The sequence below is a fragment of the Chryseomicrobium imtechense genome, assembly GCF_041475995.1.
Taxonomy (GTDB): domain Bacteria; phylum Bacillota; class Bacilli; order Bacillales_A; family Planococcaceae; genus Chryseomicrobium; species Chryseomicrobium aureum.
On sequence record NZ_JBGOBM010000003.1, the window covers coordinates 213,678 to 235,484 of the forward strand.

The following is a 21,807-nucleotide window of genomic DNA, read 5'->3' on the forward strand; positions in this document are numbered from 1 at the left end:
GTGGTTTTTAATTTAGTTTACAGGCAACGCTACTTTAGATCGCTCTAAAAACTGCCAGATGACAAGTCCTAACACCGCACCTATAGCGCTCGACGCCATAAATCCTGGCATGAAGAAGAATGCTCCGACTTGTGTGCCCATAAAAATAGCCGCGTATGGGACAGCTACTAAAGAGGCTAACACTCCTGTCCCTACAAACTCTCCGATAGCTGCAAAACCAATACGTCGTGTATAACGGTAGAGTAGCCCCGCTAGTACAGCTCCTAAAACACTTCCTGGAATCGCTAAGAGTGAGCCGGTCCCAGTAAAAATACGAATCAACGCTGTCACAAGTGCCACAACGCCAGCTCCCACTGGTCCAAATAGCACGGCAGAAATCACATTAATAGCGTGTTGTACCGGAAAGGCTTTGGCCACACCAAGTGGTATCCAGATAAACAGAGAACCTAAGACCCCAAGCGCGCTCAACATCGCCATTTGCGTCAATCGTTTCAATTCCATACGGCACTTCCTTTCTTGAACTGAGCAATGGTCTCTTTACGATTTGTTGAGCGCGCAATCGCAGAAATCACAGCTATACCTGTTGCTCCCGCTTCCCACACCACATGGGCATTGTCTTCGGTGATGCCCCCAATACCTACGATTGGGACGTCTGGGTACAAAGCATGTACCTCTTGAATTACTGAAACACCTGACGGGGGACGGGCATCCGCTTTCGAGTTAGTTGCAAAGACAGGACCAATTCCTAAATAATCAGCCCCCTCTTGCACAGCTCGAATGGCTTGTTCAAGAGTATGAACGGATACGCCGAGCTTCCGGTTCGGTCCAATTTGCAGACGAGCAGCTTTTACAGACCCATCGTCTTGTCCGATATGAAGACCATCTGCATCGCTTGTTATACACAACTCCACATCATCATTTATGAAAAAAGGGACATCGTGACGCGCACATAACTCCTTGCAGTTGAGTGCTAGTTCAAGTAACGCTTTACCAGACTTGGCATGCGGCCCCTTCTCTCTCAGCTGAAATTCTGTAATACCTGCTTCCAACGCTTCTTCTAAGATTTTCTCAACAGGTAAATCTTGATTATCGGACGTGCCCATAATGAAGTATAGGTGCCTGTGCATCTTGTTTCTCCCCCTCTCCCTGTCCGTATACTCTATATGCCGCATGATGTGTAGGACCATGACCGGCTCCAAGCGATAGAGGATACTGAAGTGCTGCTTGAATAAACCGTTTCGCAACCGTGCAGGCCGCTTCTACCGAATGATCTTTGGCGAGCTCTGCTGTCAACGCTGCGCTAAACGTACATCCTGTCCCATGTGTCTGATGTGTCGCTATCCTTTGGGTAGACAGGCTGAACTCTCTACCGGACTGGTCCAGGTAAAGATCCGTCGCAAGTGGCCCCGTTCGATGCCCACCTTTTAAAATCACAGCCTTTACACCTGTCTTCAACAACATTTCCATAGATCTTCGTGCACTGCTATCATCTTCAATCGTCAGTCCTGTCATCAACTCCATCTCAGGAACATTCGGAGTGACAATAAATGCTTTTGGAAGAAGGAGTTGCGTCAATGACTCGATCGCGTCTTGTTGAAGCAACGTATGCCCTCCCTTTGCAACCATTACTGGATCCACAACAACTGTATTCCAAGAATAGGCATCGATGGCTCGCACAACTTGTTCAATAACAAACGAATCACCTAGCATCCCGGTCTTCACAGCTGCAGGCTGAAAATCAGCACCGATTGAATCCAGCTGGGCTTTTAAAAGCTCTGGTTCCACCATGCCGACACGTTGGACTCCGAGCGTGTTCTGAGCTGTAACAGCAGTCAATGCAGAGACTCCAAACACCCCACGTTCTTGAAATGTTTTTAAATCTGCCTGAATACCAGCACCTCCTCCACTATCAGATCCTGCAATAGTTAGCGCAACTGGATAGGTCATGAGATAGACACCTCCTTAGTTGCAAGTGCGTCTAAGAGCGCGGCAGGAAATCCACCCATCCCACTTTTTACAGCGATTTCGCCAGCACGGCCATACTCATGCAACCTCTCCCGGATTGCCTCAAGGCTAGCGTCTTGAACGAGCCAGGCTGCAAGTAGGCTGCTCAGTAAACAGCCTGTTCCGACTGCCTTGGTCATATCGGGGTGCCCTGAGTCGTTTGTCAACACAACGTTGCCATCTGAAACGAAATCTACTTTTCCTGTAATGACTACTGTTGTGTTATAGACTGTAGACAGTTCAAGAGCGAGCGCTGACACATCCTGGTTTCCTGTCCCTGCATCAATCCCTCGACCGCGCCAGTCTTTACCTAAAAGCGCAGCGGCTTCTCCGGCATTGCAACGAATAAGTGTCGGTTGAGCTGCTGCAATCACTTCTTTGGCAGATTGCAATCGGTACGCTGAAGCTCCTGCCCCTACTGGATCCACTACGCGTGGAATTCCCTTTTCAACTGCGGCTTCTCCGGCTACTTTCATACTGCGTACAGTGCGCTCTGTCAGCGTGCCTAAGTTTAAACTGAGTGCGTCTGCTAGCTGCACAAGTTCAGCCACTTCTCGCTCTTCATCTCCCATAATGGGCGATGCGCCAGCTGCAACTAGTCCGTTCGCCACAAAATTTGCGACCACGTAGTTCGTGATGCAATGAACAATTGGAACAGGTGCGATGTTATTAACGCTCATACGCTGGCACCTCCGATTGAACAACCCACTTTTCCTGAGTCCAAGCCTGCTCCCAAAAATGCCACTCGTAATATGTGCTGCGTTTAAAGTGCGCTTTTAGTTCTTGTAGACGCGCAGGTGAAACGTCTGCGGCCAACTGATCCATCCGGTCCTTCTGCTCCTCGACAAGCGACGCAAACCACTCAGACCCGTATGTGGCAATCCAGCGCTGATAAATCGGATTGTCAGGTGTTGCCCCTTGAAGATGGACACCAATTTCATAGTACAACCAGTAACATGGAAGCAGTGCAGCCAGTACGTCTGCTACATCCCCTTGAGCTGCGCGATACATGTGAGACACGTAAGCATATGCAGAAGGTGAAGGCTCGAATGTCTCCCATTCAGACTCAGTCACACCCAAAATCTGCATAAACGATTCATGCAAACTAAGCTCGGCCGCACACGTTTGCTCTGCATGATGGGCGAAGGCACGCGTCATTTGAAGATCGGTCGCTTTCACAGCGCCGAGTGCCTGTACCTTTGCGAAATGTGTTAAGTAATAAGCGTCTTGCATAACGTAATACCGGAATACATCCTCCGGCAATGTTCCGTCTGCTAACCCCGTGACGAATGGATGATGAAAACTGCTCTCCCAGCTGTCTTTAAACTCTTCTCGTACCTCTTTGCAAAAACTCATAATCTCCCATCCTTTCTGACAACAAAAAACGCCACTTCCCCGAAGGAAAGTAGCGTGAAGCCGTCAAAAAAGACTACCAGAACGGTCGCGCCACTTCCCTCCGCTGGTATAATCCAGATCAGGTTCAAAGGGTCCGGACACTTGTCCGTCTCAGCCTCTTCGGCTCCCCTAGTGGATGTGCATGTAGTTGTCGCGATTACTATACCATACTTTTTTTACGGTGCAAAATCATTTTGCAAATGTCACGTATACCGACTCCGGCCGAAAAATGACATTGTTTTCAAGTTGTTCGACCATATGCGCTGTCTAGCCAACACTACGCGCCACACTAAACGAAGGGCAAACCCATGCGTGTGCAGGCAATTGATGACGGTACGACAGCACGCTTGCTTTGGAAGAAGAGTGAGGAAATGATTGGTTCTTGGAAATCTAACTAAAAGAAAGCCGACTCGGAGGAAAACGAGTCGGCACCTTTGTTTTAAAATAGTCTATTCCTTCACTTCTGTACGTGCACCGTGTCTTCAATTTTCTCATTTCGTACCTCTATAAAATAAGTCGACTGGACAAAGGATTTCCCTCCGTGTTCCTCATACCACTTGAGCACTTTATCAACATGGTACTTATCACTGCGAACAGCATCTTCGATCTCAACATATTTGTTGTAATCATCGTATTCCCAGATAGCGAAGACCTCTGTAATTCCATCATCTAGGGGCATACTCCATCTCCCGACGAGTCTCGCGCCGTGTTTTAACTGATTCGGTAGATTAATTGTATTGAATAATTGATTAAATGGTTTTAAAAACTCGGTGCTAATACGATAATACTTCCTTCTATAAAACATTTTTTCCCCTCCTCAACCGCACTAAATCCAGTACATGCTATACTTAACAAAAATAGGAGACGATACTCACATGGATAATGTTGCACAGCCCTCTATAGTATTGAGACCACTAGAGTTTACCGATTTTCCTCAAGTCCTCCTTTGGAATCAAGATATACTATTTTGCGAAGCGAACGGATGGAGTTTAAATCAAGACGAAGAGCGGCTCTTCACGTGGTGGGGTATGTTCGTTGAAAACACCTCGAATGACTTCTTTCGAATAGGTATTGAGTGGGACCAAAAGCTCATCGGTTATATTGACTTTGCAGAAGTAAATAACGGAGGAGCAGAAATCGGCATAGCAATCGGTGACTCCACACTATGGCAAAGAGGACTTGGCAAGGAAGCCCTCTCCCAAGCGCTAGAGTTTGGTTCAAAGAATTATGCGATCCATTCATATAGGGCTGAAACAGAGCTTTCGAATGTACGTGCTCAAAATCTACTTATTCGAGCAGGCTTCAAAGAAATAAACCAAACGGATTCAACGATTTTTTATAAGTTCACTATATAAACAAACGCCAGAAGGAGGCTTCTCCATCTGGCACTTTTTATTTTGTCTCGAGAACCGGTACAGGTTCAAAGTACGTATCGAATATCTCTTTATAAAGCTCATAACGCGGGAGCATATTGTGCGTGAGCAGTCCTTGCGCTTCCATTTCAAAAAACTCATCTTTCGTTACGATTCGGGCATCGACTACTTCGCCCACTTGATAGCTCAACTCATCCAACGAAATCCTCTTTGGAAGTCGCGTGACATATACGTCAATCAAAGAATCATTTCGGATTTGTTCGCCGAGCAAGATCATTTCATCTGAGTTTAATAATAAACCTAATTCTTCTTCTACTTCGCGAGCAGCTCCTAGTAAAGAAGACTCTCCCGTGGTAATCGAGCCACCTGTCGACTCCCATTTCAGACCGTGTGGTTTCGCTGGATCGCGTTGTGATAAAATCAAACGACCATCCGGCAAGAATGTCCAAACATCAATCACAATATGGTAATCACCTTCAACAAGCGCTGGTACACTTCCACGGACATGCGTGCGCCCTGTTAGCTTTCGGTCTTTCGTGTACACATCCCATAACTCCATCGTGGCACCTCTTTTCCCATAAAATCCGTTCCAAAAAACTGGTGAGGTTCTACTATAGTAGATTTTCCCATTGCTTGTCCAAACAAAACCTTATGCTCTTTACAAAAAATTAGCATTCCCTTCATTCTCTCTTCACACAAACTACGTATACTACGAGATAGAAAGGATGTGTTCAGAGATGAACTTTGACTTCCACACGCACGGCAAACTCACCAAATACGACGAATTTTCTTTGAAGTACTTTCGCACATTGGTAAAAGCTGCACAAGAATCTGGACTCGATGGATTCGCGCTTACGGAACATTTCAACACACGCCACTTCTTTGATGTCTTCAGAACATTAGATGATTTCTATCCTTATCAAGACGGATACTATTTAGTGGAAGGCATTCGCGTCTTTCCTGGAATCGAGGTCCATACGAAAGAAATGGACCACCTTCTACTTATTGCAGACCGTACTGTCATACGAAACTTACGTATGCAACTTCAACCGTTTACACATAAACTAAATTATATCTCATTCGAAAAATTTATGGATTTGGTAAAACTTGAAGAAGTTTTAGTCATTGGTGGTCACCCGCTCGCGCATCAAAGAGCCTACTTCGAATTACATCCAAGCCATCTTGAAAAGCTAGATGCAATCGAACTGAATGCTAAAGATTTATCAATCCTTTCAACAACTGAATCCGTTCAAGAGGTTTATTATCTCGGAATGCGCTTTGCAAAACCAGTTGTCGGAGGAACAAGCGCATTTCACAAAAATCAGTACGGTCGGGTCTACACAAAGCTCCATACGACCTGTTCAACCGTAAGGGATTTAAAGCGAGCTGTGCAAAATGAACAATTCACGGTAAAAGTAGCACCTGCTGCAAGTGGTATGTTTTTGCATAACGGGGCCGCTCCTGAACTAGGTGTCTGGGGCGAGCCGTATCTATAGAAGTAAAAAAGAGACGTCCTCACTTGAGGGCGTCTCGTTAACTTTTTCTTACGCCACGTCCCGCTTCGTAAACGTCACAAACGAAGCAGCAAGGAACACGACAAGATAAATTACTAGCATCGTTACCGAAAAACCAAGCGTCATGCCATCAATGAGTGGAGTGCCACCTTCTACATACTGACCAAGATCTGTATTCGCGAACAATACGAACTTCGCCCAATCAAAGCGAGACAAGAATAACATCAAAGCGCCATTCGACAACAACAAGAACAACGAAATCCCAATGGCCATTCCACTACTGCGGAAGAGCGTTGAAATCATAAACGCAAGTGTCGTCATCATCACAAGCGACACCATACTGAATCCGTATTCCTGCCAGATCGCCGTCATGTAGTTCATGACCAGATACTCACCTGACATCGTTGGAATGACAGAAGTTTGCGTGATGTCATTGATTCCAAACAGCACTGCACCGACCAGTACTGAGCTGACAAACAATGTCACAAGTAAAATTCCTGTAAAAATAAACACAGATACATATTTCGCAAGCAAAATCTTTGAACGCTGAATTGGACGAATCAATAACAGCTTGATTGTGCCCCATTTGAACTCGTTCGAGACAATTCCAGCTGCCGTCACAATCGCAAATAGGCTGACAATCATCATCATAAACGTATTGTCATATGTGAACGCCCACGCATCATATGGCTTTGGTTGGATGTCTTCTGCGAGTGCTACATTGTTCTGATCAATGCGCATCTGCTGTGTGAAGCCGCCAAAGTCTCCCGCCTCTTCAATCTCTGCTTCCAGTGCTGCGTTTTCTTCAGTTAGTTCTGTACGCCAGTCATTCGAATACTCTTTTGTATCCCATTCATCCAAGAATGAGTTTGTCATAATACCTGACCCAATAACTAATAAGACGACCAGTCCAACCATCACCCACGCCGATTTGCGTCCAAAAATCTTTACTTGCTCGTTCCAAACGAGCTTGAAAAAGTTACCCAATGACATTCTCTCCAATCAAATCGAAGAACTTGTCTTCGAGGGATGCTTGTTTCTGCTCCACACTATAGACCGCAACATCTTTCGCCGCCAGTGCTTTCACCAGTACGGGAATCGTCTCCCGTGTTGTGGAGAACGTCAGTGTATTGCCTTCAGCCACTACTTCTCCTGCCACGTGTCCTTTGACAATTTGAAGCGCACCTTGGACAGGTTCCACTTCCAACTGGACAATCAAGCCTGTCGCTTCGGTTGCTTTTGTCTGCACCATTTCAATCGCTACAAGCTCCCCGTTTTTGATGATCCCAATCCGGTCACACATCAATTCAATCTCACTCAGCATGTGACTCGATACGATGACGGCCACGTTCGCTTCTTGCGCAAGTTTTCGTAAGTATAGGCGGATTTCTCGGATACCGGAAGGATCCAACCCGTTCGTCGGCTCATCTAAAATCAGAATCGACGGATTATGTAATAACGCTTGAGCAATTCCAAGTCGCTGACGCATCCCAAGGGAATAACGTCCCGCCTTTTCATGAATCGCCTTCTCTAACCCAACAAGCGCGACTACTTCTTGGATACGCTCTTCTGTAATACCTTCCATCATGCGGGCATACTGCTTCAGGTTTTTCCATCCACTTAAGAACGGATACATTTCTGGGTTCTCTACAATCGCCCCAACACGACGCACGGCACCTTTAAAATCTTTGCGGATACTCTTTCCTTCAATCACTACGTCGCCTTCTGTAATTCCAATCAAGCCTACCATCATTCGGATTGTCGTTGTTTTCCCGGCACCATTTGGCCCCAAGAATCCAAAAACTTCACCGCTACGAATTTGGAAGTTTAGACCTTTGATGATTTCCTTTTTACCAATGGTCTTTTTCAGATTCACGATGTCCATCACTACTGTTTGTTCGTTCACGACCTCACTCCTTTATATGTACTCCCTCCTTAGGTACGTATGAATTGGAAATTTGTTTCAATTTTTGAACAGTTTTTTGGGAAATGTTCAGAAAGTGGTCTGATTTCCTTAAATTTATCGGTATACTAAAAGCAACATGGCATTCTGATTCACTTATCCACATGTGCATAGAAATTCTCAAGTTTGCTTATCCACAGAATTAGAAGGAAGTATGGCTTGAAAAGTTATACACAAGTTAAGCATTCAAAAAGCCGCTCTTCTAGTTAACGAAGAACGGCTTCACTTCTTAATTTTGTTGCTTCAAGCTTCTCGCAGCTTGAACATCTTTATAAATTGTATACGCTACAGTTCCAAGAACTATCACGATTCCAAAACCAAGTGGCAAGTCTAACCAAAACTTTGCAATTCCAAGAATCGCTGCTACTAGTAACAATAATTTCAAGCTTGCTAGATACTGTTTATTCAAAATGAAAAATCTCCCTTTTTCAACATTCGGCTTCACAATATTCCATGGCTATCTACTACTAACTAAAGCCTTTTTCAAGTCTTCGTCCCCATTCTCTTCGATGAATTTTTTCACTGAATATCCAGCACTATTTATTATTTCCACATCTGGACCTAACTCTAGACAAGAGAGAAGTAATTCATTTGTTTCATCAGAACGTACTTTGAATGCCTCATAACACATAGTAAAAAATGCTGAATTCCCATATTTTTTATCTTGTAAATCTAAGTCGACATTTAGCTCGACCAGTCTATGGGCTAGTTGTACCGCATGTCTATCCTCAAAGTGCGCTGCTATGTAATGCAGTTCATTACACCCATCTTTTGAAACGTTATTGACTAGAGCCCCTTGATTTAATAGCAAATCCGCAATCTCAAATTTTCTATTGCTCAAAGACTGTTGTAGCAAACTAATCCCCCGGTCATCCACAAGATTCATTACCTCACTTACAGTTTTCTTATCTGCTCGCAATTTCTCTTGAAAGTCTTCTAAAGAACCAAACCTAATTGTCACCCAATAATCTCTTTCCCCATTGCCCATTCGTAATCCTTCTCCTTTACTACTTGTAACTTTCAAATACGATTAGTGTTATTTCAAAAAATCCAACGCCACTTTTTGCTCGTCCTTCTCGGTAACCTGCAATACAAATGCACGGCGGTCTTCAATCGTCGGAAGCTCTCTAAAATACGTTTGCACACTTTTAGTTAAAAACGCACTGTCATAGTCCGCATCATCATTCACACGCAAAAGTTCACTATAGAACCGCAGATCTCGGTAATCCTCCAGCTGCGTTTTTACAGCCTGCCACTTGGTTACGCGCGGCATCAACTTGGGACGCTTGATTACCGTCATCTCACTCTTCAATTGCATCAAAAAGCTCTCCACTTCGGAAATGCATTCATCGAGCTTCGCGTACTTGTACGATTCCAAGTTCGGCAAAATCTGATCTTGATAGCGCATATAGCGGGTCTCCCGATACTCCATCTTCCCGAGCTCACTTTTCTTCTTCAATTTGTTCAAATGCCATTGATGCTTTTTATCATTCAGGTCAGACAATATCCCGACCAGTGAGGGCACCATAGCGGCTGCCGCTTTTAATTTATCTGGATTTTTCCTGGCGAATTCCATCCCCTTGATACCAAGGTCTTTTACGATTTCTAATGGGATTTTGGGCAATGTCTTGTCCTCCAAACAGTAACGAGTTTCTCTTTTCACTATACCGCTCTCTCTCCTATATAGAAAGAGTCTAGATCCCACCTAGTTCTTTTAATCTCGGCTCAGCTGTGAAAGCACTTGTTTATGATAGTATTGCAAATAATGCCAAGTGCGTAAGGAAAGAAGGATCCAACTAACATGAGTCTATTTCAAAAACTAACGGGTTTATTCACTACACAAAAAACACCTTCTGGTACGGTCATCCCCAAGAATGCTTGTTACTTCTGTAAAAAGAAGTCGCGTGACATGCGAACGTACCGGAACGAAGCCAATCAGACAATCAAGGTTTGTCGATTGTGTGTGGAGTATGCGGAGCGGCGGGGGTTTGGAAGAGAGCACTGACCGCTTTATTTTAAGGCGCATACCATCTAGTAGCAAGAAGATCCGCTCGACAGAAAGCTGAATGTACCTGTGTTGGACACCATTCTGCTTTCGTGCAGACACCATTCGAGGCTTTGCTGAGGAATTGTGGCTGACACAGGTATCAGGTATGTAGTGTTAGAGAAAAAGAATATAATTGTACTTGTTTGAAATATTTATTTACTTGCGCCATTGATGTTTAATATTTGTCCTGGTGATATTAGAATTAGAGAAAGTTTTATTTTTATCTAGCATTAAGGCATTATCTCCGGTATACCTACCCTATTCAAAAATCACATTATCCTTCATAAACAAGAAAGAATTAAAATAGCGTGGATAGACTCTTTCAAGAAGGGTTACCCACGCTATTTTTTCACCTCAGATAAAACCCAATATTTTTTAAAATAAAGCCAGAATTTCAACTCTTTTTCACTCAGCAAACATTGGCAAAAAAATGTTTATATCTACGTTCTTGTTTCGCTATGCTCTTTCTTGGAACTCTAGATATCACTATGATAGGAGAGACTAAACTCCACTGAATTAAACTATAGAAAAGTATTATAAGAAACTCGATGTTTACTACTCATCAGAATCCCAATATTCACTACCAACAGCTGCGTTAGCAAACTCTCTAATAGCATCATCCACTTTCATCTGATGCTCTTCGTCTAATTGGTCATATAATTTTTCCATTTCATCTTCGTCCATCTGTTCTAAATTATCGATAATTTTTTTTACTATTCTTTTTTGTTTTGAACTACTCATGAATTACCTCCTTTGATACTTTTGCCTTTACTATCTATTTCTGAAATCATCTTTAGAATCAAAAATGTTAACACTTGATATACTATTTTTAAAACCACATTCTGTACATTGCCATAAATATTTGTTATCATCAAAAGCTGTTTGTTCATTCAAATGTGCTTCGCAACGATCACAAAACCAATCTACATCAGGAAACCTCCCCAAATCTTTCACCTCCTAAAAACCCCATTTCTATTATCTAAATATTATTTCTTTTTTGAATAATTTTCAATGGTTGTTGAATTTATACTATGACAATAAATATTTAAATTAAAAAATCGCCTAAATAGATTATTATGAACTCTACTTAGGCGATATCGTATTAGTATTTAAATCTTTAATTCTAACCCTGAATTCCCACTTTAATATTCTTTACAGTTTCAATAACCTGATCAGGTATCTTGCCTAGAAAATACTCCTCAATCACATCCCAAAATTCTTCAGTTGGCATTTGAGATTCAAAAATATGCGATAGCATAGCCACACTTAATTTGTGTCGATAGTGAACAGAGTTTAAAATTTTGTTTTGATATCGTTCAGGATGTTTGATCATACTTTCTAGTTGCAGAGTGGAGTTGATACGAATGTATATCTCAGGATTATTACCACCTTGTATCTGATAATTTAATCCTCCAAGTGATTCAAGAAGTCCGAATATTATAGATATCTTTTCAGTTGTATCTCTACTAGATTTAGATAAATAGATGTAATATTGTTTATCCATATCTTGGTGCAGAGTACTTCCACCAAAATAAAAGTTAACCTGTTTATTTACAAATGAGAAGAAATCATCAAACGATGGTCTAATCTGATAACCTTTTGTATCTTCTTTGTAGAGAATATTACGCGCATTGGAATTTTGCCCTAAACGATCGTAACGCGCCATTGCTTGCAAAATGGTATGCGCCACGTTTTGTGATTCATAAGAGTTGATTTTCATCTCTCTCGTCAAAAATTCAGCAAAGTGTTCTAATTGGAAAAACTTTTGAGTCAAGACCTGCCCCGAAAAGAACTTTGCAATCTTATTTAGTCTCGTTACAGTCTGATTGATACTAAAGTCTAGAGACTGATTTTTAGGTGTGAATTGTACAAGCATTACTGGGTCTATTTCGTGCAAGTAATCCAGTTTAATGCGATCGTCTTTCTTATGAAAATGATATTTAAATTCAGGAAAAGACATCTTGCGATAATCTTTTTCCCATATCTCTTTTAAGTTCAACTCATAAATGGCTGTGTATTTATTTCCCTTGGGCATTTCTTTTACTTTCTTAGCTATTTTCGAGTTCTTTACTAAATCAAGCTTCCTTTTAGCTGCTTCTGTCACTTGAAAATACTCTCTCGAGAATATTCCTCTTGGCCTAGCAACAAATGGTGAGTACCCAATGCGATTCACAAAATCTTTTTCGATTAACAGAAGGGCTGTTTTTAATTTTCCTTCTACATCTCCATCCATGTCGTTTACATTGTTTTCAGCGAAGATATATGCAAAGTCATCAACACTTACAAGTAAGTTACGCGAATACTTCTTCTCTTTGTATACACTAAATATTTTTTGTGCCACCATCTGGAGTTGATTTTTTCGAATGATAGACATACCATGCAATTTCTTAATATGAGAAAAATCATTTTTCAAGTAATCAAAGTGAGCTTTGCCGTCAATTCGAGGATCTCGGGCTGCACGGCCTATTTCTTGAACGTAATCACAGACATTACCTGTCGGAGCATAATGATAAACGTGATGTATGTCAGAGATATCGATTCCCATACCAAATGCTTTTGTTGCGAGCATCACTTTTAATTCACCATTTTTAAATAGCTCGGTATTTTTCTCTTTCTCTTCTTTACTGAGCCTGCCGTAATAAACGCCGACCTTCCCTGCTAGTCGCGGATGATTTTCTTCGAGATAAATTTTAAAGTTATGAATCAACGGTATAGTCGGGAAATACACTAATACTTTTTCCTCGTTTTTAACTAAACTCTTCAATCTTTCAGCTGTAATCAAAAACTTGGTACGTTGATATTGCCCATCTTTCATTTCTTTATCAGTCGCCTGAATTCTTACCGCTAAATCCTCTCGACGAACTTTACCCAGATAAACTTTAGGTTTGATTAATCCCAGACTGTCCCGAGTTTCTTTATACATATCTTCTTCTCCACCATATATAGCTGTGGCAGTAAAAGTAGCAATCGGAAATTTCATTTCTTTACGCATTTTTTGTAAGTAGGTACCTAAATACCAATAATCTGAACGGAATGCTTTCCCCCATGTTGTGACGATGTGGGCTTCATCCACAATGAATAATCCCACTTTCGTTGTATCCCCAATCAACATTTTGATGTCGGAGCGGCTAAGCAGCGTTTCGGGAGAAATATATAAGATTGCCAATTCATTGTTTTGAATCTTTTGTTGTATCTCCATCTTTTCCATCGGAGTTATATTTGAGTTGATAGTTGCCGTATTGTTTATTCCTCGTTCATGTAGATTATCTACCTGATCTTTCATCAGCCCTATTAGAGGCGATATAACAATTGTCAAAAGCTTATATTTTTCAAAAAGCATAAGTGAAGGCAATTGGAACATGACAGATTTACCCGCTCCTGTTGGCGAGGTCACAAACACATCTCGGAAGGGGTGATTGTTTCTAGCTTTCTCTACTTCTTCTACAATGTCGTCAATAATTTGAGCCTGACTCACCTTGATAACTTCATTAGAATTGTCCGGATCTTTATAAATCTCCAATTCTCTGAATCGATCATATCCCCAATACTTCATTAAATATTGCGTATAAAGTGATTCATCTACATTTTTGAGATTAATACTTTTTTTAGACACCTTAAAATTCTTTTGAGGAAATAAGAATCTTAATAGTTCAATTCTCTCCTCATAATTGTTAAGGAGTAAATCCATTTTATTCGAATGAATAAGTTCAATATTATCTTCTTTAGAATCCACTAAAACAGAATTTATCAATTGAAGAAAAGGCTGTTCATCTTCTGAAATCTCAATTGATAAATCATAGGATGCCTCCGCCACTTCTTTAACAATATTTTGTTGTTTAGAAACGGTTAAAAAAGGAATCCACTCTTCTAAATATTCTTCTTCTAAACTATACGATACGTAAACTTTATCGAGTTGAACAATCGAGCTATAAATAGCCGATATACCAGCAAAGTTTTGACTCTTCACATCTTGATCATCATTAGAATAATCTTGAATTAATTCTTCCAGATTTGAAATTGTGTAGTGAAGCGGAAACGTACGGTAATACAGGTTGTTATAAATAAACTTCACTTCTAAAAAGCTGTTCAACGAATTATGTATTTGTAACAAATATTCTTCCATAGTTACCCAACAAAACTTTTGTTTAGGTTCACCTATAAAGCTGACTACTTTCTGTAAACTCTCAGGATTTTTTGGCATGATTTTCTCAAGTGTAGTTGGGTACGCATAATCTAATAATTTGTAGTCACCTATGTTTGATACATTTTCCGGAGTAAAACCTGCTAATACAAAAAGAGTGTTAGTTGAATTCGAGTCATCAATTAGACTTATTAGATTTTCTTCAGTAACTAGTAAATTTAGATGCATAATTGAACCTCCCCTTAAATTCCATTATACTTACTCTAAGGAAAAATTTCACATATAGATAAGGTGAGTTTATGGAATTGATCAATAAGATAATTAAATTATTGGACTCTGATTATCCAGACAAATCTCAAATGATTAATATTCCAGAGATTTCACTAAAGTTGATGCAAATTTTAGAGGTAACTGAGCCCATTGATAAAAAATACTTAGAAACTTATTTAATAAGTAAAGGGTACTCCTTTTTTTCATATGAAATTTCTGATAAATCAAATAAGTTTGAAGCGATTGCTGAAGTTCAATCTAGTCACAAACAGGACGAAGAAATAGCTGTGACAATTGTAGAAGATGTTGCGGAAACACAGGAGAACGACTTCGATCTCAATCAATTTTTAGAGTCAGAAGAATTTTTAAAGAAAGTTGAAGATGTAAGTTTATTTACTTCATACCGACAAAATGGTGAACTGTTTGAGTATTTAGTAGAGTCCCCTGAAAGACATGATGAGATTGTTGAAAAATTAGTAGAGAATAATCAAAATCTAGTGAATAAAATTGCTATCAGATACCAAGGAATTGCCGGTAAAGCTCTTACTCACGAAGACTTGGTGAATGAAGGTAATTTAGGATTGTTGAAAGCCATCGATCGGTTCGATGTTACCAGAGGTTTTCACTTCTCTACCTATGCCACACATTGGATTAGACAATCAATAACTCGAGCAATCGCTGATAAATCAAATATCATCCGTATTCCTGTTCATATGTTTGAAAAAATCAATAAAATGCGCAGGATTGAACGTGAATTTTTAGTTAATCCCGAAGCCGAAGACCTATATGAATATCTTGAATCTCAAGAAATATCTAGAGAGCAATATTATAAACTTAAAACAATCGAGAATAATTTTTTACATGATGTATCTCTAAATCAAGTAATTGGTGAATCAGAGGATGCAGAACTGATGGATTTTATCAATCTGGACTCAGCCGACAATATTCTTCTAAGTCACGATATTATTCAATATTTTGATGCTGAACGTACAATCGAACAAAAAGCATTAACAGAAGAGTTAATACGAGTGATGAGCGATTTAAAAGACCGTGAACGTGAGGTAATCATTAGTCGTTTTGGACTTGATGGTGGAGAACCCAAAACTCTCGAAGAAGTAGGAAAGATATTCGGAGTCACGCGCGAGCGTATTCGACAAATTGAAGCAAAAGCCCTGAGAAAGTTGCAGCACCCTTCAAGAAGTAAGTTGTTAGTTGATTTTATTGAATAAAGCGAGGTCATCCCATGCCCATTTACAACAAACTTATCCGAGACCGAATCTTAGAAATCATCGAAATAGACGGCAAAACTTATGATATGGAAATCCTATCAAAAGAACGTCACGAGGAAGAGATAAAAGCGAAACTCACTGAAGAAGTCCACGAGTACCAAGCAACTCAAAACGACCATGATGCACTAGAAGAACTGGCAGATATTCTGGAGTTGGTTCACGCTGCTCTTCCGCTACATAATGCAACATACGAACAGTTGGAAGAAGTACGCATGAAGAAGAAAGAAAAACGAGGCGGGTTTGATAAAGGGATTTATTTGATCGAGGTGCATGATGACTGAGATTCGGTTCATCACAGAGAACCTAGTCTCAAATTTGGAACAGGAATTAGAACAAGCTACGACTGTCTACTGGATTACTGCATTTGCAATGAAGTCGGGTGTGGACCTGGTACTTCCTAGTTTAGTAGATGCCGCAAAGCGTGGAGCAGACATTAAACTTTTAGTAGGCGATTATTTATCCATTACGCAGCCAGAAGCTTTGCGACGGTTAATTGATGCAGTGCCAGAAGCAGAAGTACGCATTTATCAGAGTCATGGACTTTCCTTTCACCCAAAAGCGTACTTGTTCCGAAATACTACAGAGAATACATTGATCGTTGGATCTTCCAACCTTTCAAAATCTGCGCTTACAAACGGAATTGAATGGAGTCTATCTGTGCCAACACCACTTGAAGAACCACTCTTTGAAGAAGCTGCAACTGAGTTTATGCGTCTGTTTTATCACCCTCAAACTCTACCTGTGAATTCTGAAACTCTTCTTTTATATGAAGCTAAGTACAGCGAAAACAATAAGGCTATGCCACTCAGTTCTCTCTGGGCAAAGCAAGATGAGATTGAAGTGATGTTTGGAACAGACGGGACAGATCATGAGCCTGTCTTGATTGAAACGAACGAAATTTATTCAACAGATGTCACTCCCCGTCCAGCACAGGAATTGGCGTTGAAAGCTCTGGAGGAGTCAATGGAGGAAGAGTACGATAAGGCTCTTGCCGTTATGGCGACGGGTTTAGGCAAGACGTATCTTGCTGCTTTTTTCGCGGACCGTTTCAAACGTGTTCTCTTCGTTGCACATAGAGAAGAAATTTTGTATCAAGCACGTGACTCTTTCCAACATGTTCATAATTCGAAGAAGTCCGGACTTTACAACGCAACACACAAAGACATAGACGTAGATTTCTTATTTGCATCAGTGGCTACACTTAGTCAAGAACACCATCTAGCTAAGTTCCAATCCGAAGAATTTGATTTGATTGTTGTTGATGAGTTCCACCACGCGACAGCCCCAAGTTATATGCGCATCATCAATCATTTCAAACCTAGATTTTTATTAGGCATCACTGCCACACCTCACCGATTAGACAATAGTGATGTATTCGGGATTTGTGATGGGAATGTCGCTATTACCATTAACTTCTTAGATGCCATTCAAAAACAATGGCTGGCCCCTTTTAAGTATTATGGAGTTTATGACGATACGGATTATAGTCAATTACGTTGGGTTGGAACTGGCTATGCGGAGGAAGATCTTGCTCGAGTTCAGCTCCGTGAGTCGATGGCAGAAATGATTTTCTCAGAGTGGCAATCAAAAAAGCAGACGCGTACAATCGGGTTCTGTTCTTCCGTTCGCCAAGCACAGTTTTTAGCAAATTACTTCAAACAACAAGGCATTCATGCGATTAGTCTAGATGCCAAGTCGGACCCAGATGTACGGAAAAGTGCGCGACAAAAGTTAAACGATGGAGAGCTCGAAATTATCTTTACTGTGGACCTTTTCAATGAAGGGGTAGATATCCCAAAGGTAGATACACTTCTATTTGTTCGGCCTACCGAATCTCTCGCTGTCTTCACCCAACAAATCGGACGTGGTTTGCGTCTGGCTGATGGAAAAGATCATTGCGTGATTATCGATTTGATTGGTAACTATAAAAATGCAGATTTAAAGTGGAGGGTTTTTAATCCTGATCACGCATTAGATGAAAGTATAAAACATATCTCCGAGATGCTACCCACAGATTGTGAAATAAATTTAGATACTCAAGTTATCAACCTTATTGATTACATGACCGAGAAATATCAAAGAGGTAAGGAGTTTTTATTAGTTCAGGATCATATTATTCGAACAGACCTTGGAAGAAGGCCTACTTATTTAGAATTTCATCTGAATTCTCAGGTCGATTCATCTGAAATAAAAAATCAATATTCTAGTTATTTTCATATGTTAAAAGCAACTAACGATTTAACTGAACATGAACTTATTGTCCTAAGACGATATAATGATTGGTTTGTTGAAGTTGAAAGAACAGGAATGAGCAAAAGTTACAAAATGGTTCTTTTAAGGTGTATGCTAACACGTGGTGTATACGATTGGTTCAAACCATTTAAAGCTATTGAAGCAGCTTCTTGTTTTTATGATTATATTTGGAGTAAAAAATACCGAAGAAATATTGACATGTCAGAAAAGCAACAACTTACTTTTGCAAATTTCAATGAGAAAAAAATTGCAACACTTATTCAAAATATGCCAATGAATTTTTGGAGTAGCAGCTCAAATGGACTTGTTAAGTTTGAAGACAAAATCTTTTGGATTGATTTAGAAATTCATGATGAAGATTTAGAAATTCTCTACGATTGGACAAGTCAAATTTGCGAATACCGATTGCATACGTATTTTGAGAGGAAGGCAAAAAGATTAAATTAGATTAATAATGCCCTTTCTACTATTCGCTAAATACATTCTTAAAAAACAATTAAGATTTAATATAGATACTATACTTGTTATTTGAGAGGATGCTAGAGTCTATTAAGTTAGTAAGAAGAAGCTAAACTTCTAAAAGAAGTTTGGCTTTTGGTCTTGGGCTTGAAATGATTACTGAAACCAATGAGCGAAAAGCTCCGTAAACAAGTTATACATCCAATAAAGAAAGGAGCCCCAAAATGTCCGGAGCCTTACTCAATCTTCTATTGATCATTCCCCTCCTCATCCTAGCCGTCTACCTCTCCCAAGGCAAAGGCGCTTTTCTGATTGCGGGTTACAACACGGTGCCGAAAGAGGAAAAAGCGAAGTATGATGAGGTCGCGCTATGCAAATTTATGGGAAAAGCACTGTACGGGATCTGCTTCAGTTTGGTACTGCTCTCTCTAAGTGAATGGCTAGAGATTCCCGCACTGCTATGGATTGGTATTGCGCTGATGATAGGACTGATTGTTTTTACGCTTGTGTATTCAAATACGGGGAATCGTTTCCGTCAGCAGTAGATCCAGCTCAGTTGCGAGCTGGATTTTTATTTACCGTAAAGTAAATTGGAAATATAAAGGATTAAAGTTTACTTTACTTTTTGATAAGTTTACTTTATTATCAAAAGTAAGAGGTGAAGCAGATGAAAAATGAGGTGGGCGATTCGATTGCCAATAAGGTCTATGAACACCGGGTTCTTGCCAAACTGACGCAGGCAGAGCTTGGGAAGGCTGTTGGGGTATCGAAGCAGACGATTTTTGTTATGGAAAAAGGCAATTATGTGCCGTCGCTGCTCTTGGCTTTCCGGATTGCTGATTTTTTCAAGGTGGAAATTGGGGATATTTTTACGTATGTAAAGGGGATGGATGAGAAATGAGGATAGATCACGTAGGAGCATTTGTTTTTTCTCCGCTGATGGACTGGGCCGAGCAATCGAATGCGAATTTTAATATGGTATTGATGGCGAGCTTAGGGGTTTTACTTTTGGGAGCCGCACTTATCACGGTTTACTATTATCGGATCGGGAAGCCTGATGAGCGGACGAATCAAATTTATTTGAAGAGCACGTTCGTCTTGCTAGGCGCGGTGATTCTGGGGGATTTTATTCTGCCAAAAGAAGAAATGTGGACGATTTTCTTTGTACTCAAGTACGGGGTGGCATTTGTCGCGACTGGTGTATACTTGGCGATGCAATATAAGCGGGAGTTTGCGGGGTAATCTAAAAAAACATGTTGGATATGTAGACTTGTCATGAATAACCCTTATAGTCTTAGTATTTTCTCCAACTATGGACGAGTAGTTCATAGGTTACATTCTTGTATCATCTTCACGTATAATGTTTTTCGTAACAGTCGAAGGGAATGTATAAGGTGTACCACAAATTAAGGGATTGGAGGAATTGTACATGGCAAATCGAAAGGATGATCAGAAAATCCGTCGTGAAGAAGCCGAACACAAAGTCGGCGAAGACACTTCGTACAATCCTGATCAGATAATTAACGAGGAGCTTGACGAAAAAGGCGGTCAGATTAGTTCTTCAAGCTACTCCACTAACCATTCATCAGACGACGTGACATGGAGCAAAGAGGATGTTGCTCGTAAAGGTAAAAAACCTGACCAAAGCGGAATCAACACCTCCGGCTCGTAATTCAATATATATATGGGAGAAGGCGTTGGTGCCTTCTCTTTTTAATTGCTTAAAGCCTTGTTAATCACGTCAGCCTCTTTACGGAGTCGCATGTAATAGATGAGCCAGACGATACCCGAAGTCTTGGCCCTGTTACGTGTAAGTGCATTGATAATTTGATTTTTCTTTAAATGCGGATAGGGATTTTTTTAATATAGTCATTTTCATTGAAATGACTGTATTGAATCGGTTTATTGGGATTTGCGGTGGACCAATAGCTCGCCTTGGTGCCTTATAGAAACAGATGGATTAATTTGGATTTTATTGGTAGGATTAACTATACATAAATTGGATGAGGTGAAGACATGAACGAAAAGCTACTGCTGGCACTATTCATGGTTGCCACTGCTATCATGATATCGATAGTCATTGAGAATTGGATTGCTGTCGCCTGCTATTGGATCTTGAGTGCAATGACCATATTTTATATTTTTACAGAAACTGAAGAGAAGTCTTCAAAAGACAGTCAGTAAAAAGGTGCGTACGCTATGTGCACACCTTTTTTAACTATTCGAACTGTATGTATAATAGTCCTGCGCATGGTGGACTTTAAATCCCACAGATTCATATAACCGCAGAGCATGCGCATTTGTCGCTTCGACCTCCAAATGGACCGAGTATCCTGCTTCACTTTGGTCTTTCACAACCCTGCGAAGGACATTGCGGCCGATTCCTTTTCCTTGGTGTTCAGGTAAAATTGCAAACCCGTAGATCCACGCTTGGCCTTCCTCTCGCTTCACGCGCACTTTCCCAACCGGCTCTCCTTCCACATCAATCATCCACAAATCTGTGTCCGGTTCCGCAGTGATGCGTCCTTCTGTTGCGAGTGAATCTTCCCGTGTCAGTCCGAATGCTTTGATATCCATTTGCACACGAAGTTCTCTATCTCTGTCTTCCGCAGGTCGCAGTGTAAACCCTGTTGCTTCCGGTAATTCCACTGGCTGCCACTGCATTTGATGTTCAGTGAACGAGTAGATAGCTCCTTTCTTTTGCAAGAATGCTTTTGCTGCTTCAGAAGAAGCTGGTGCATTCATTAAGACTTTTGTGAATCCTAGTTTCGATACGGTCAACATTGCTTCATCAAACAGGCGTGTAAAATGACCCGCACGACGAGACCTCGGCCTTACCATCCCCGTGACTTCGACAGTAGACCCAAAACCATAGAGCCCAAGAAAGGCTACGAGTTCGTCGTTTTCATAGTGGAGAAAATCATACTCATTGGATTCTCTATCTTCGAGCATCTCCCAGTTCAGTTTCATCTCAAGGTGGTCATGAGCCTCCACTACTTTTTGCAACGTCTTGATGGCTTTTAATTCTTCCAGCGTTCTCATGGTGTGTCCCTCCTTACTCGCTGCACTCTTACTAATTCTTGCAAAACACTGTTTTCA

At 40.8% G+C, this 21,807-nt stretch carries 25 protein-coding genes and 1 riboswitch; of the genes, 10 read left to right on the forward strand and 15 right to left on the reverse strand.

Features of this window, described 5'->3' with window-relative positions:
- Window positions 1-12: 12 nt before the first annotated feature.
- From thiW to AB5N96_RS04300, 6 genes are all read right to left on the reverse strand, one after another.
- Window positions 13-501 (reverse strand): energy coupling factor transporter S component ThiW, encoded by a 489-nt coding sequence (gene thiW / locus AB5N96_RS04275; RefSeq protein WP_499704737.1) that lies wholly within the window; start codon window positions 499-501, stop codon window positions 13-15.
- On the reverse strand, window positions 492-1,127 hold the full coding sequence (thiE, locus tag AB5N96_RS04280) for a thiamine phosphate synthase (protein ID WP_499704738.1): 636 nt from the start codon (window positions 1,125-1,127) through the stop codon (window positions 492-494). Before thiE ends, thiW begins: the two co-directional genes overlap by 10 nt.
- Complete coding sequence (gene thiD / locus AB5N96_RS04285) at window positions 1,087-1,947, reverse strand: bifunctional hydroxymethylpyrimidine kinase/phosphomethylpyrimidine kinase (RefSeq protein ID WP_499704739.1); 861 nt, start codon at window positions 1,945-1,947, stop codon at window positions 1,087-1,089. Before thiD ends, thiE begins: the two co-directional genes overlap by 41 nt.
- Window positions 1,944-2,684, reverse strand: coding sequence for a hydroxyethylthiazole kinase (gene thiM, locus AB5N96_RS04290; protein ID WP_204590044.1), 741 nt, complete (start codon window positions 2,682-2,684; stop codon window positions 1,944-1,946). Before thiM ends, thiD begins: the two co-directional genes overlap by 4 nt.
- Window positions 2,674-3,360 carry a thiaminase II gene (gene tenA, locus AB5N96_RS04295; protein ID WP_499704740.1) on the reverse strand — a complete coding sequence of 229 codons (687 nt, stop codon included), beginning with the start codon at window positions 3,358-3,360 and terminating at the stop codon, window positions 2,674-2,676. The genes thiM and tenA overlap by 11 nt, the downstream gene beginning before the upstream one ends.
- A 78-nt stretch (window positions 3,361-3,438) precedes the next feature.
- Window positions 3,439-3,540: riboswitch (TPP riboswitch) on the reverse strand.
- A 316-nt stretch (window positions 3,541-3,856) separates the two neighbouring features.
- Complete coding sequence (locus tag AB5N96_RS04300) at window positions 3,857-4,204, reverse strand: NIPSNAP family protein (RefSeq protein ID WP_499704741.1); 348 nt, start codon at window positions 4,202-4,204, stop codon at window positions 3,857-3,859.
- Window positions 4,205-4,274: 70 nt separating this feature from the next.
- On the opposite strand from AB5N96_RS04300, the gene AB5N96_RS04305 reads away from it, so the two are divergent.
- On the forward strand, window positions 4,275-4,754 hold the full coding sequence (locus tag AB5N96_RS04305; RefSeq protein ID WP_499704742.1) for a GNAT family N-acetyltransferase: 480 nt from the start codon (window positions 4,275-4,277) through the stop codon (window positions 4,752-4,754).
- A gap of 37 nt (window positions 4,755-4,791) precedes the next feature.
- Here AB5N96_RS04305 and AB5N96_RS04310 read toward each other — a convergent pair whose 3' ends face one another.
- Complete coding sequence (locus tag AB5N96_RS04310) at window positions 4,792-5,331, reverse strand: NUDIX domain-containing protein (RefSeq protein ID WP_204590042.1); 540 nt, start codon at window positions 5,329-5,331, stop codon at window positions 4,792-4,794.
- Window positions 5,332-5,509: 178 nt separating this feature from the next.
- On the opposite strand from AB5N96_RS04310, the gene AB5N96_RS04315 reads away from it, so the two are divergent.
- Window positions 5,510-6,268, forward strand: a complete 759-nt coding sequence (locus AB5N96_RS04315; RefSeq protein ID WP_499704743.1) for a PHP domain-containing protein — start codon at window positions 5,510-5,512, stop codon at window positions 6,266-6,268.
- Window positions 6,269-6,316: 48 nt separating this feature from the next.
- On the opposite strand, the gene AB5N96_RS04320 is transcribed toward AB5N96_RS04315, so the two are convergent.
- The 7 genes from AB5N96_RS04320 to AB5N96_RS04350 all read right to left on the reverse strand — a co-directional run bounded on the left by AB5N96_RS04320 (window position 6,317) and on the right by AB5N96_RS04350 (window position 14,665).
- Entirely contained in the window at window positions 6,317-7,279 is a 963-nt protein-coding gene (locus AB5N96_RS04320) for an ABC transporter permease (RefSeq protein WP_499704744.1), read from the reverse strand.
- The gene (locus AB5N96_RS04325; protein WP_499704809.1) at window positions 7,266-8,171 is read right to left on the reverse strand and encodes an ABC transporter ATP-binding protein; all 906 of its coding nucleotides are present in this window, start codon (window positions 8,169-8,171) and stop codon (window positions 7,266-7,268) included. The genes AB5N96_RS04320 and AB5N96_RS04325 overlap by 14 nt, the downstream gene beginning before the upstream one ends.
- Window positions 8,172-8,478: 307 nt before the next feature.
- Window positions 8,479-8,658 (reverse strand): hypothetical protein, encoded by a 180-nt coding sequence (locus AB5N96_RS04330; RefSeq protein WP_499704745.1) that lies wholly within the window; start codon window positions 8,656-8,658, stop codon window positions 8,479-8,481.
- 48 nt (window positions 8,659-8,706) lie between these two features.
- The gene (locus AB5N96_RS04335; RefSeq protein WP_499704746.1) at window positions 8,707-9,237 is read right to left on the reverse strand and encodes an ankyrin repeat domain-containing protein; all 531 of its coding nucleotides are present in this window, start codon (window positions 9,235-9,237) and stop codon (window positions 8,707-8,709) included.
- 48 nt (window positions 9,238-9,285) lie between these two features.
- Window positions 9,286-9,873 carry a hypothetical protein gene (locus AB5N96_RS04340; protein WP_499704747.1) on the reverse strand — a complete coding sequence of 196 codons (588 nt, stop codon included), beginning with the start codon at window positions 9,871-9,873 and terminating at the stop codon, window positions 9,286-9,288.
- Window positions 9,874-10,851: 978 nt separating this feature from the next.
- Window positions 10,852-11,037, reverse strand: coding sequence for a hypothetical protein (locus tag AB5N96_RS04345; protein ID WP_499704748.1), 186 nt, complete (start codon window positions 11,035-11,037; stop codon window positions 10,852-10,854).
- A 382-nt stretch (window positions 11,038-11,419) separates the two neighbouring features.
- On the reverse strand, window positions 11,420-14,665 hold the full coding sequence (locus AB5N96_RS04350; protein WP_499704749.1) for a DEAD/DEAH box helicase: 3,246 nt from the start codon (window positions 14,663-14,665) through the stop codon (window positions 11,420-11,422).
- Window positions 14,666-14,736: 71 nt separating this feature from the next.
- Between AB5N96_RS04350 and AB5N96_RS04355 the strand changes: the two genes are divergently transcribed.
- The 8 genes from AB5N96_RS04355 (at window position 14,737) to AB5N96_RS04390 (ending at window position 20,892) form a co-directional block, all read left to right on the forward strand.
- Window positions 14,737-15,936 (forward strand): sigma-70 family RNA polymerase sigma factor, encoded by a 1,200-nt coding sequence (locus AB5N96_RS04355; protein ID WP_499704750.1) that lies wholly within the window; start codon window positions 14,737-14,739, stop codon window positions 15,934-15,936.
- Window positions 15,937-15,950: 14 nt separating this feature from the next.
- Entirely contained in the window at window positions 15,951-16,277 is a 327-nt protein-coding gene (locus tag AB5N96_RS04360; RefSeq protein ID WP_499704751.1) for a nucleoside triphosphate pyrophosphohydrolase, read from the forward strand.
- Entirely contained in the window at window positions 16,270-18,696 is a 2,427-nt protein-coding gene (locus tag AB5N96_RS04365; protein WP_499704752.1) for a DEAD/DEAH box helicase family protein, read from the forward strand. The genes AB5N96_RS04360 and AB5N96_RS04365 overlap by 8 nt, the downstream gene beginning before the upstream one ends.
- Window positions 18,697-18,932: 236 nt before the next feature.
- A complete protein-coding gene (locus AB5N96_RS04370; protein WP_499704753.1) occupies window positions 18,933-19,253 on the forward strand; it encodes a DUF3784 domain-containing protein in 321 nt (106 codons plus the stop codon).
- A 122-nt stretch (window positions 19,254-19,375) separates the two neighbouring features.
- On the forward strand, window positions 19,376-19,609 hold the full coding sequence (locus AB5N96_RS04375) for a helix-turn-helix transcriptional regulator (RefSeq protein ID WP_204590024.1): 234 nt from the start codon (window positions 19,376-19,378) through the stop codon (window positions 19,607-19,609).
- Window positions 19,606-19,950: a DUF2178 domain-containing protein gene (locus AB5N96_RS04380; RefSeq protein WP_499704754.1), complete on the forward strand. Its 345-nt coding sequence runs from the start codon at window positions 19,606-19,608 to the stop codon at window positions 19,948-19,950. Before AB5N96_RS04375 ends, AB5N96_RS04380 begins: the two co-directional genes overlap by 4 nt.
- Window positions 19,951-20,137: 187 nt before the next feature.
- Window positions 20,138-20,380, forward strand: coding sequence for a hypothetical protein (locus AB5N96_RS04385; RefSeq protein ID WP_499704755.1), 243 nt, complete (start codon window positions 20,138-20,140; stop codon window positions 20,378-20,380).
- Window positions 20,381-20,724: 344 nt separating this feature from the next.
- Window positions 20,725-20,892: a hypothetical protein gene (locus AB5N96_RS04390; RefSeq protein WP_499704757.1), complete on the forward strand. Its 168-nt coding sequence runs from the start codon at window positions 20,725-20,727 to the stop codon at window positions 20,890-20,892.
- 30 nt (window positions 20,893-20,922) lie between these two features.
- On the opposite strand, the gene AB5N96_RS04395 is transcribed toward AB5N96_RS04390, so the two are convergent.
- Window positions 20,923-21,750 carry a GNAT family N-acetyltransferase gene (locus AB5N96_RS04395; RefSeq protein ID WP_499704758.1) on the reverse strand — a complete coding sequence of 276 codons (828 nt, stop codon included), beginning with the start codon at window positions 21,748-21,750 and terminating at the stop codon, window positions 20,923-20,925.
- Window positions 21,751-21,807 lie beyond the last annotated feature (57 nt).

Coding starts and splice junctions, on each gene's coding strand:
- AB5N96_RS04350 (WP_499704749.1), bottom strand. CDS start 14,665: ATGCATCTAAATTTACTAGTTACTGAAGAAAATCTAATAAGTCTAATT.
- AB5N96_RS04335 (WP_499704746.1), bottom strand. CDS start 9,237: ATGGGCAATGGGGAAAGAGATTATTGGGTGACAATTAGGTTTGGTTCT.
- AB5N96_RS04315 (WP_499704743.1), top strand. CDS start 5,510: ATGAACTTTGACTTCCACACGCACGGCAAACTCACCAAATACGACGAA.
- AB5N96_RS04360 (WP_499704751.1), top strand. CDS start 15,951: ATGCCCATTTACAACAAACTTATCCGAGACCGAATCTTAGAAATCATC.
- AB5N96_RS04385 (WP_499704755.1), top strand. CDS start 20,138: ATGGCAAATCGAAAGGATGATCAGAAAATCCGTCGTGAAGAAGCCGAA.
- AB5N96_RS04345 (WP_499704748.1), bottom strand. CDS start 11,037: ATGAGTAGTTCAAAACAAAAAAGAATAGTAAAAAAAATTATCGATAAT.
- AB5N96_RS04375 (WP_204590024.1), top strand. CDS start 19,376: ATGAAAAATGAGGTGGGCGATTCGATTGCCAATAAGGTCTATGAACAC.
- AB5N96_RS04320 (WP_499704744.1), bottom strand. CDS start 7,279: ATGTCATTGGGTAACTTTTTCAAGCTCGTTTGGAACGAGCAAGTAAAG.
- AB5N96_RS04305 (WP_499704742.1), top strand. CDS start 4,275: ATGGATAATGTTGCACAGCCCTCTATAGTATTGAGACCACTAGAGTTT.
- thiE (WP_499704738.1), bottom strand. CDS start 1,127: ATGCACAGGCACCTATACTTCATTATGGGCACGTCCGATAATCAAGAT.
- thiD (WP_499704739.1), bottom strand. CDS start 1,947: ATGACCTATCCAGTTGCGCTAACTATTGCAGGATCTGATAGTGGAGGA.
- AB5N96_RS04370 (WP_499704753.1), top strand. CDS start 18,933: ATGTCCGGAGCCTTACTCAATCTTCTATTGATCATTCCCCTCCTCATC.
- AB5N96_RS04395 (WP_499704758.1), bottom strand. CDS start 21,750: ATGAGAACGCTGGAAGAATTAAAAGCCATCAAGACGTTGCAAAAAGTA.
- AB5N96_RS04380 (WP_499704754.1), top strand. CDS start 19,606: ATGAGGATAGATCACGTAGGAGCATTTGTTTTTTCTCCGCTGATGGAC.
- AB5N96_RS04300 (WP_499704741.1), bottom strand. CDS start 4,204: ATGTTTTATAGAAGGAAGTATTATCGTATTAGCACCGAGTTTTTAAAA.
- AB5N96_RS04365 (WP_499704752.1), top strand. CDS start 16,270: ATGACTGAGATTCGGTTCATCACAGAGAACCTAGTCTCAAATTTGGAA.
- AB5N96_RS04310 (WP_204590042.1), bottom strand. CDS start 5,331: ATGGAGTTATGGGATGTGTACACGAAAGACCGAAAGCTAACAGGGCGC.
- thiM (WP_204590044.1), bottom strand. CDS start 2,684: ATGAGCGTTAATAACATCGCACCTGTTCCAATTGTTCATTGCATCACG.
- AB5N96_RS04390 (WP_499704757.1), top strand. CDS start 20,725: ATGAACGAAAAGCTACTGCTGGCACTATTCATGGTTGCCACTGCTATC.
- AB5N96_RS04355 (WP_499704750.1), top strand. CDS start 14,737: ATGGAATTGATCAATAAGATAATTAAATTATTGGACTCTGATTATCCA.
- tenA (WP_499704740.1), bottom strand. CDS start 3,360: ATGAGTTTTTGCAAAGAGGTACGAGAAGAGTTTAAAGACAGCTGGGAG.
- thiW (WP_499704737.1), bottom strand. CDS start 501: ATGGAATTGAAACGATTGACGCAAATGGCGATGTTGAGCGCGCTTGGG.
- AB5N96_RS04325 (WP_499704809.1), bottom strand. CDS start 8,171: ATGGACATCGTGAATCTGAAAAAGACCATTGGTAAAAAGGAAATCATC.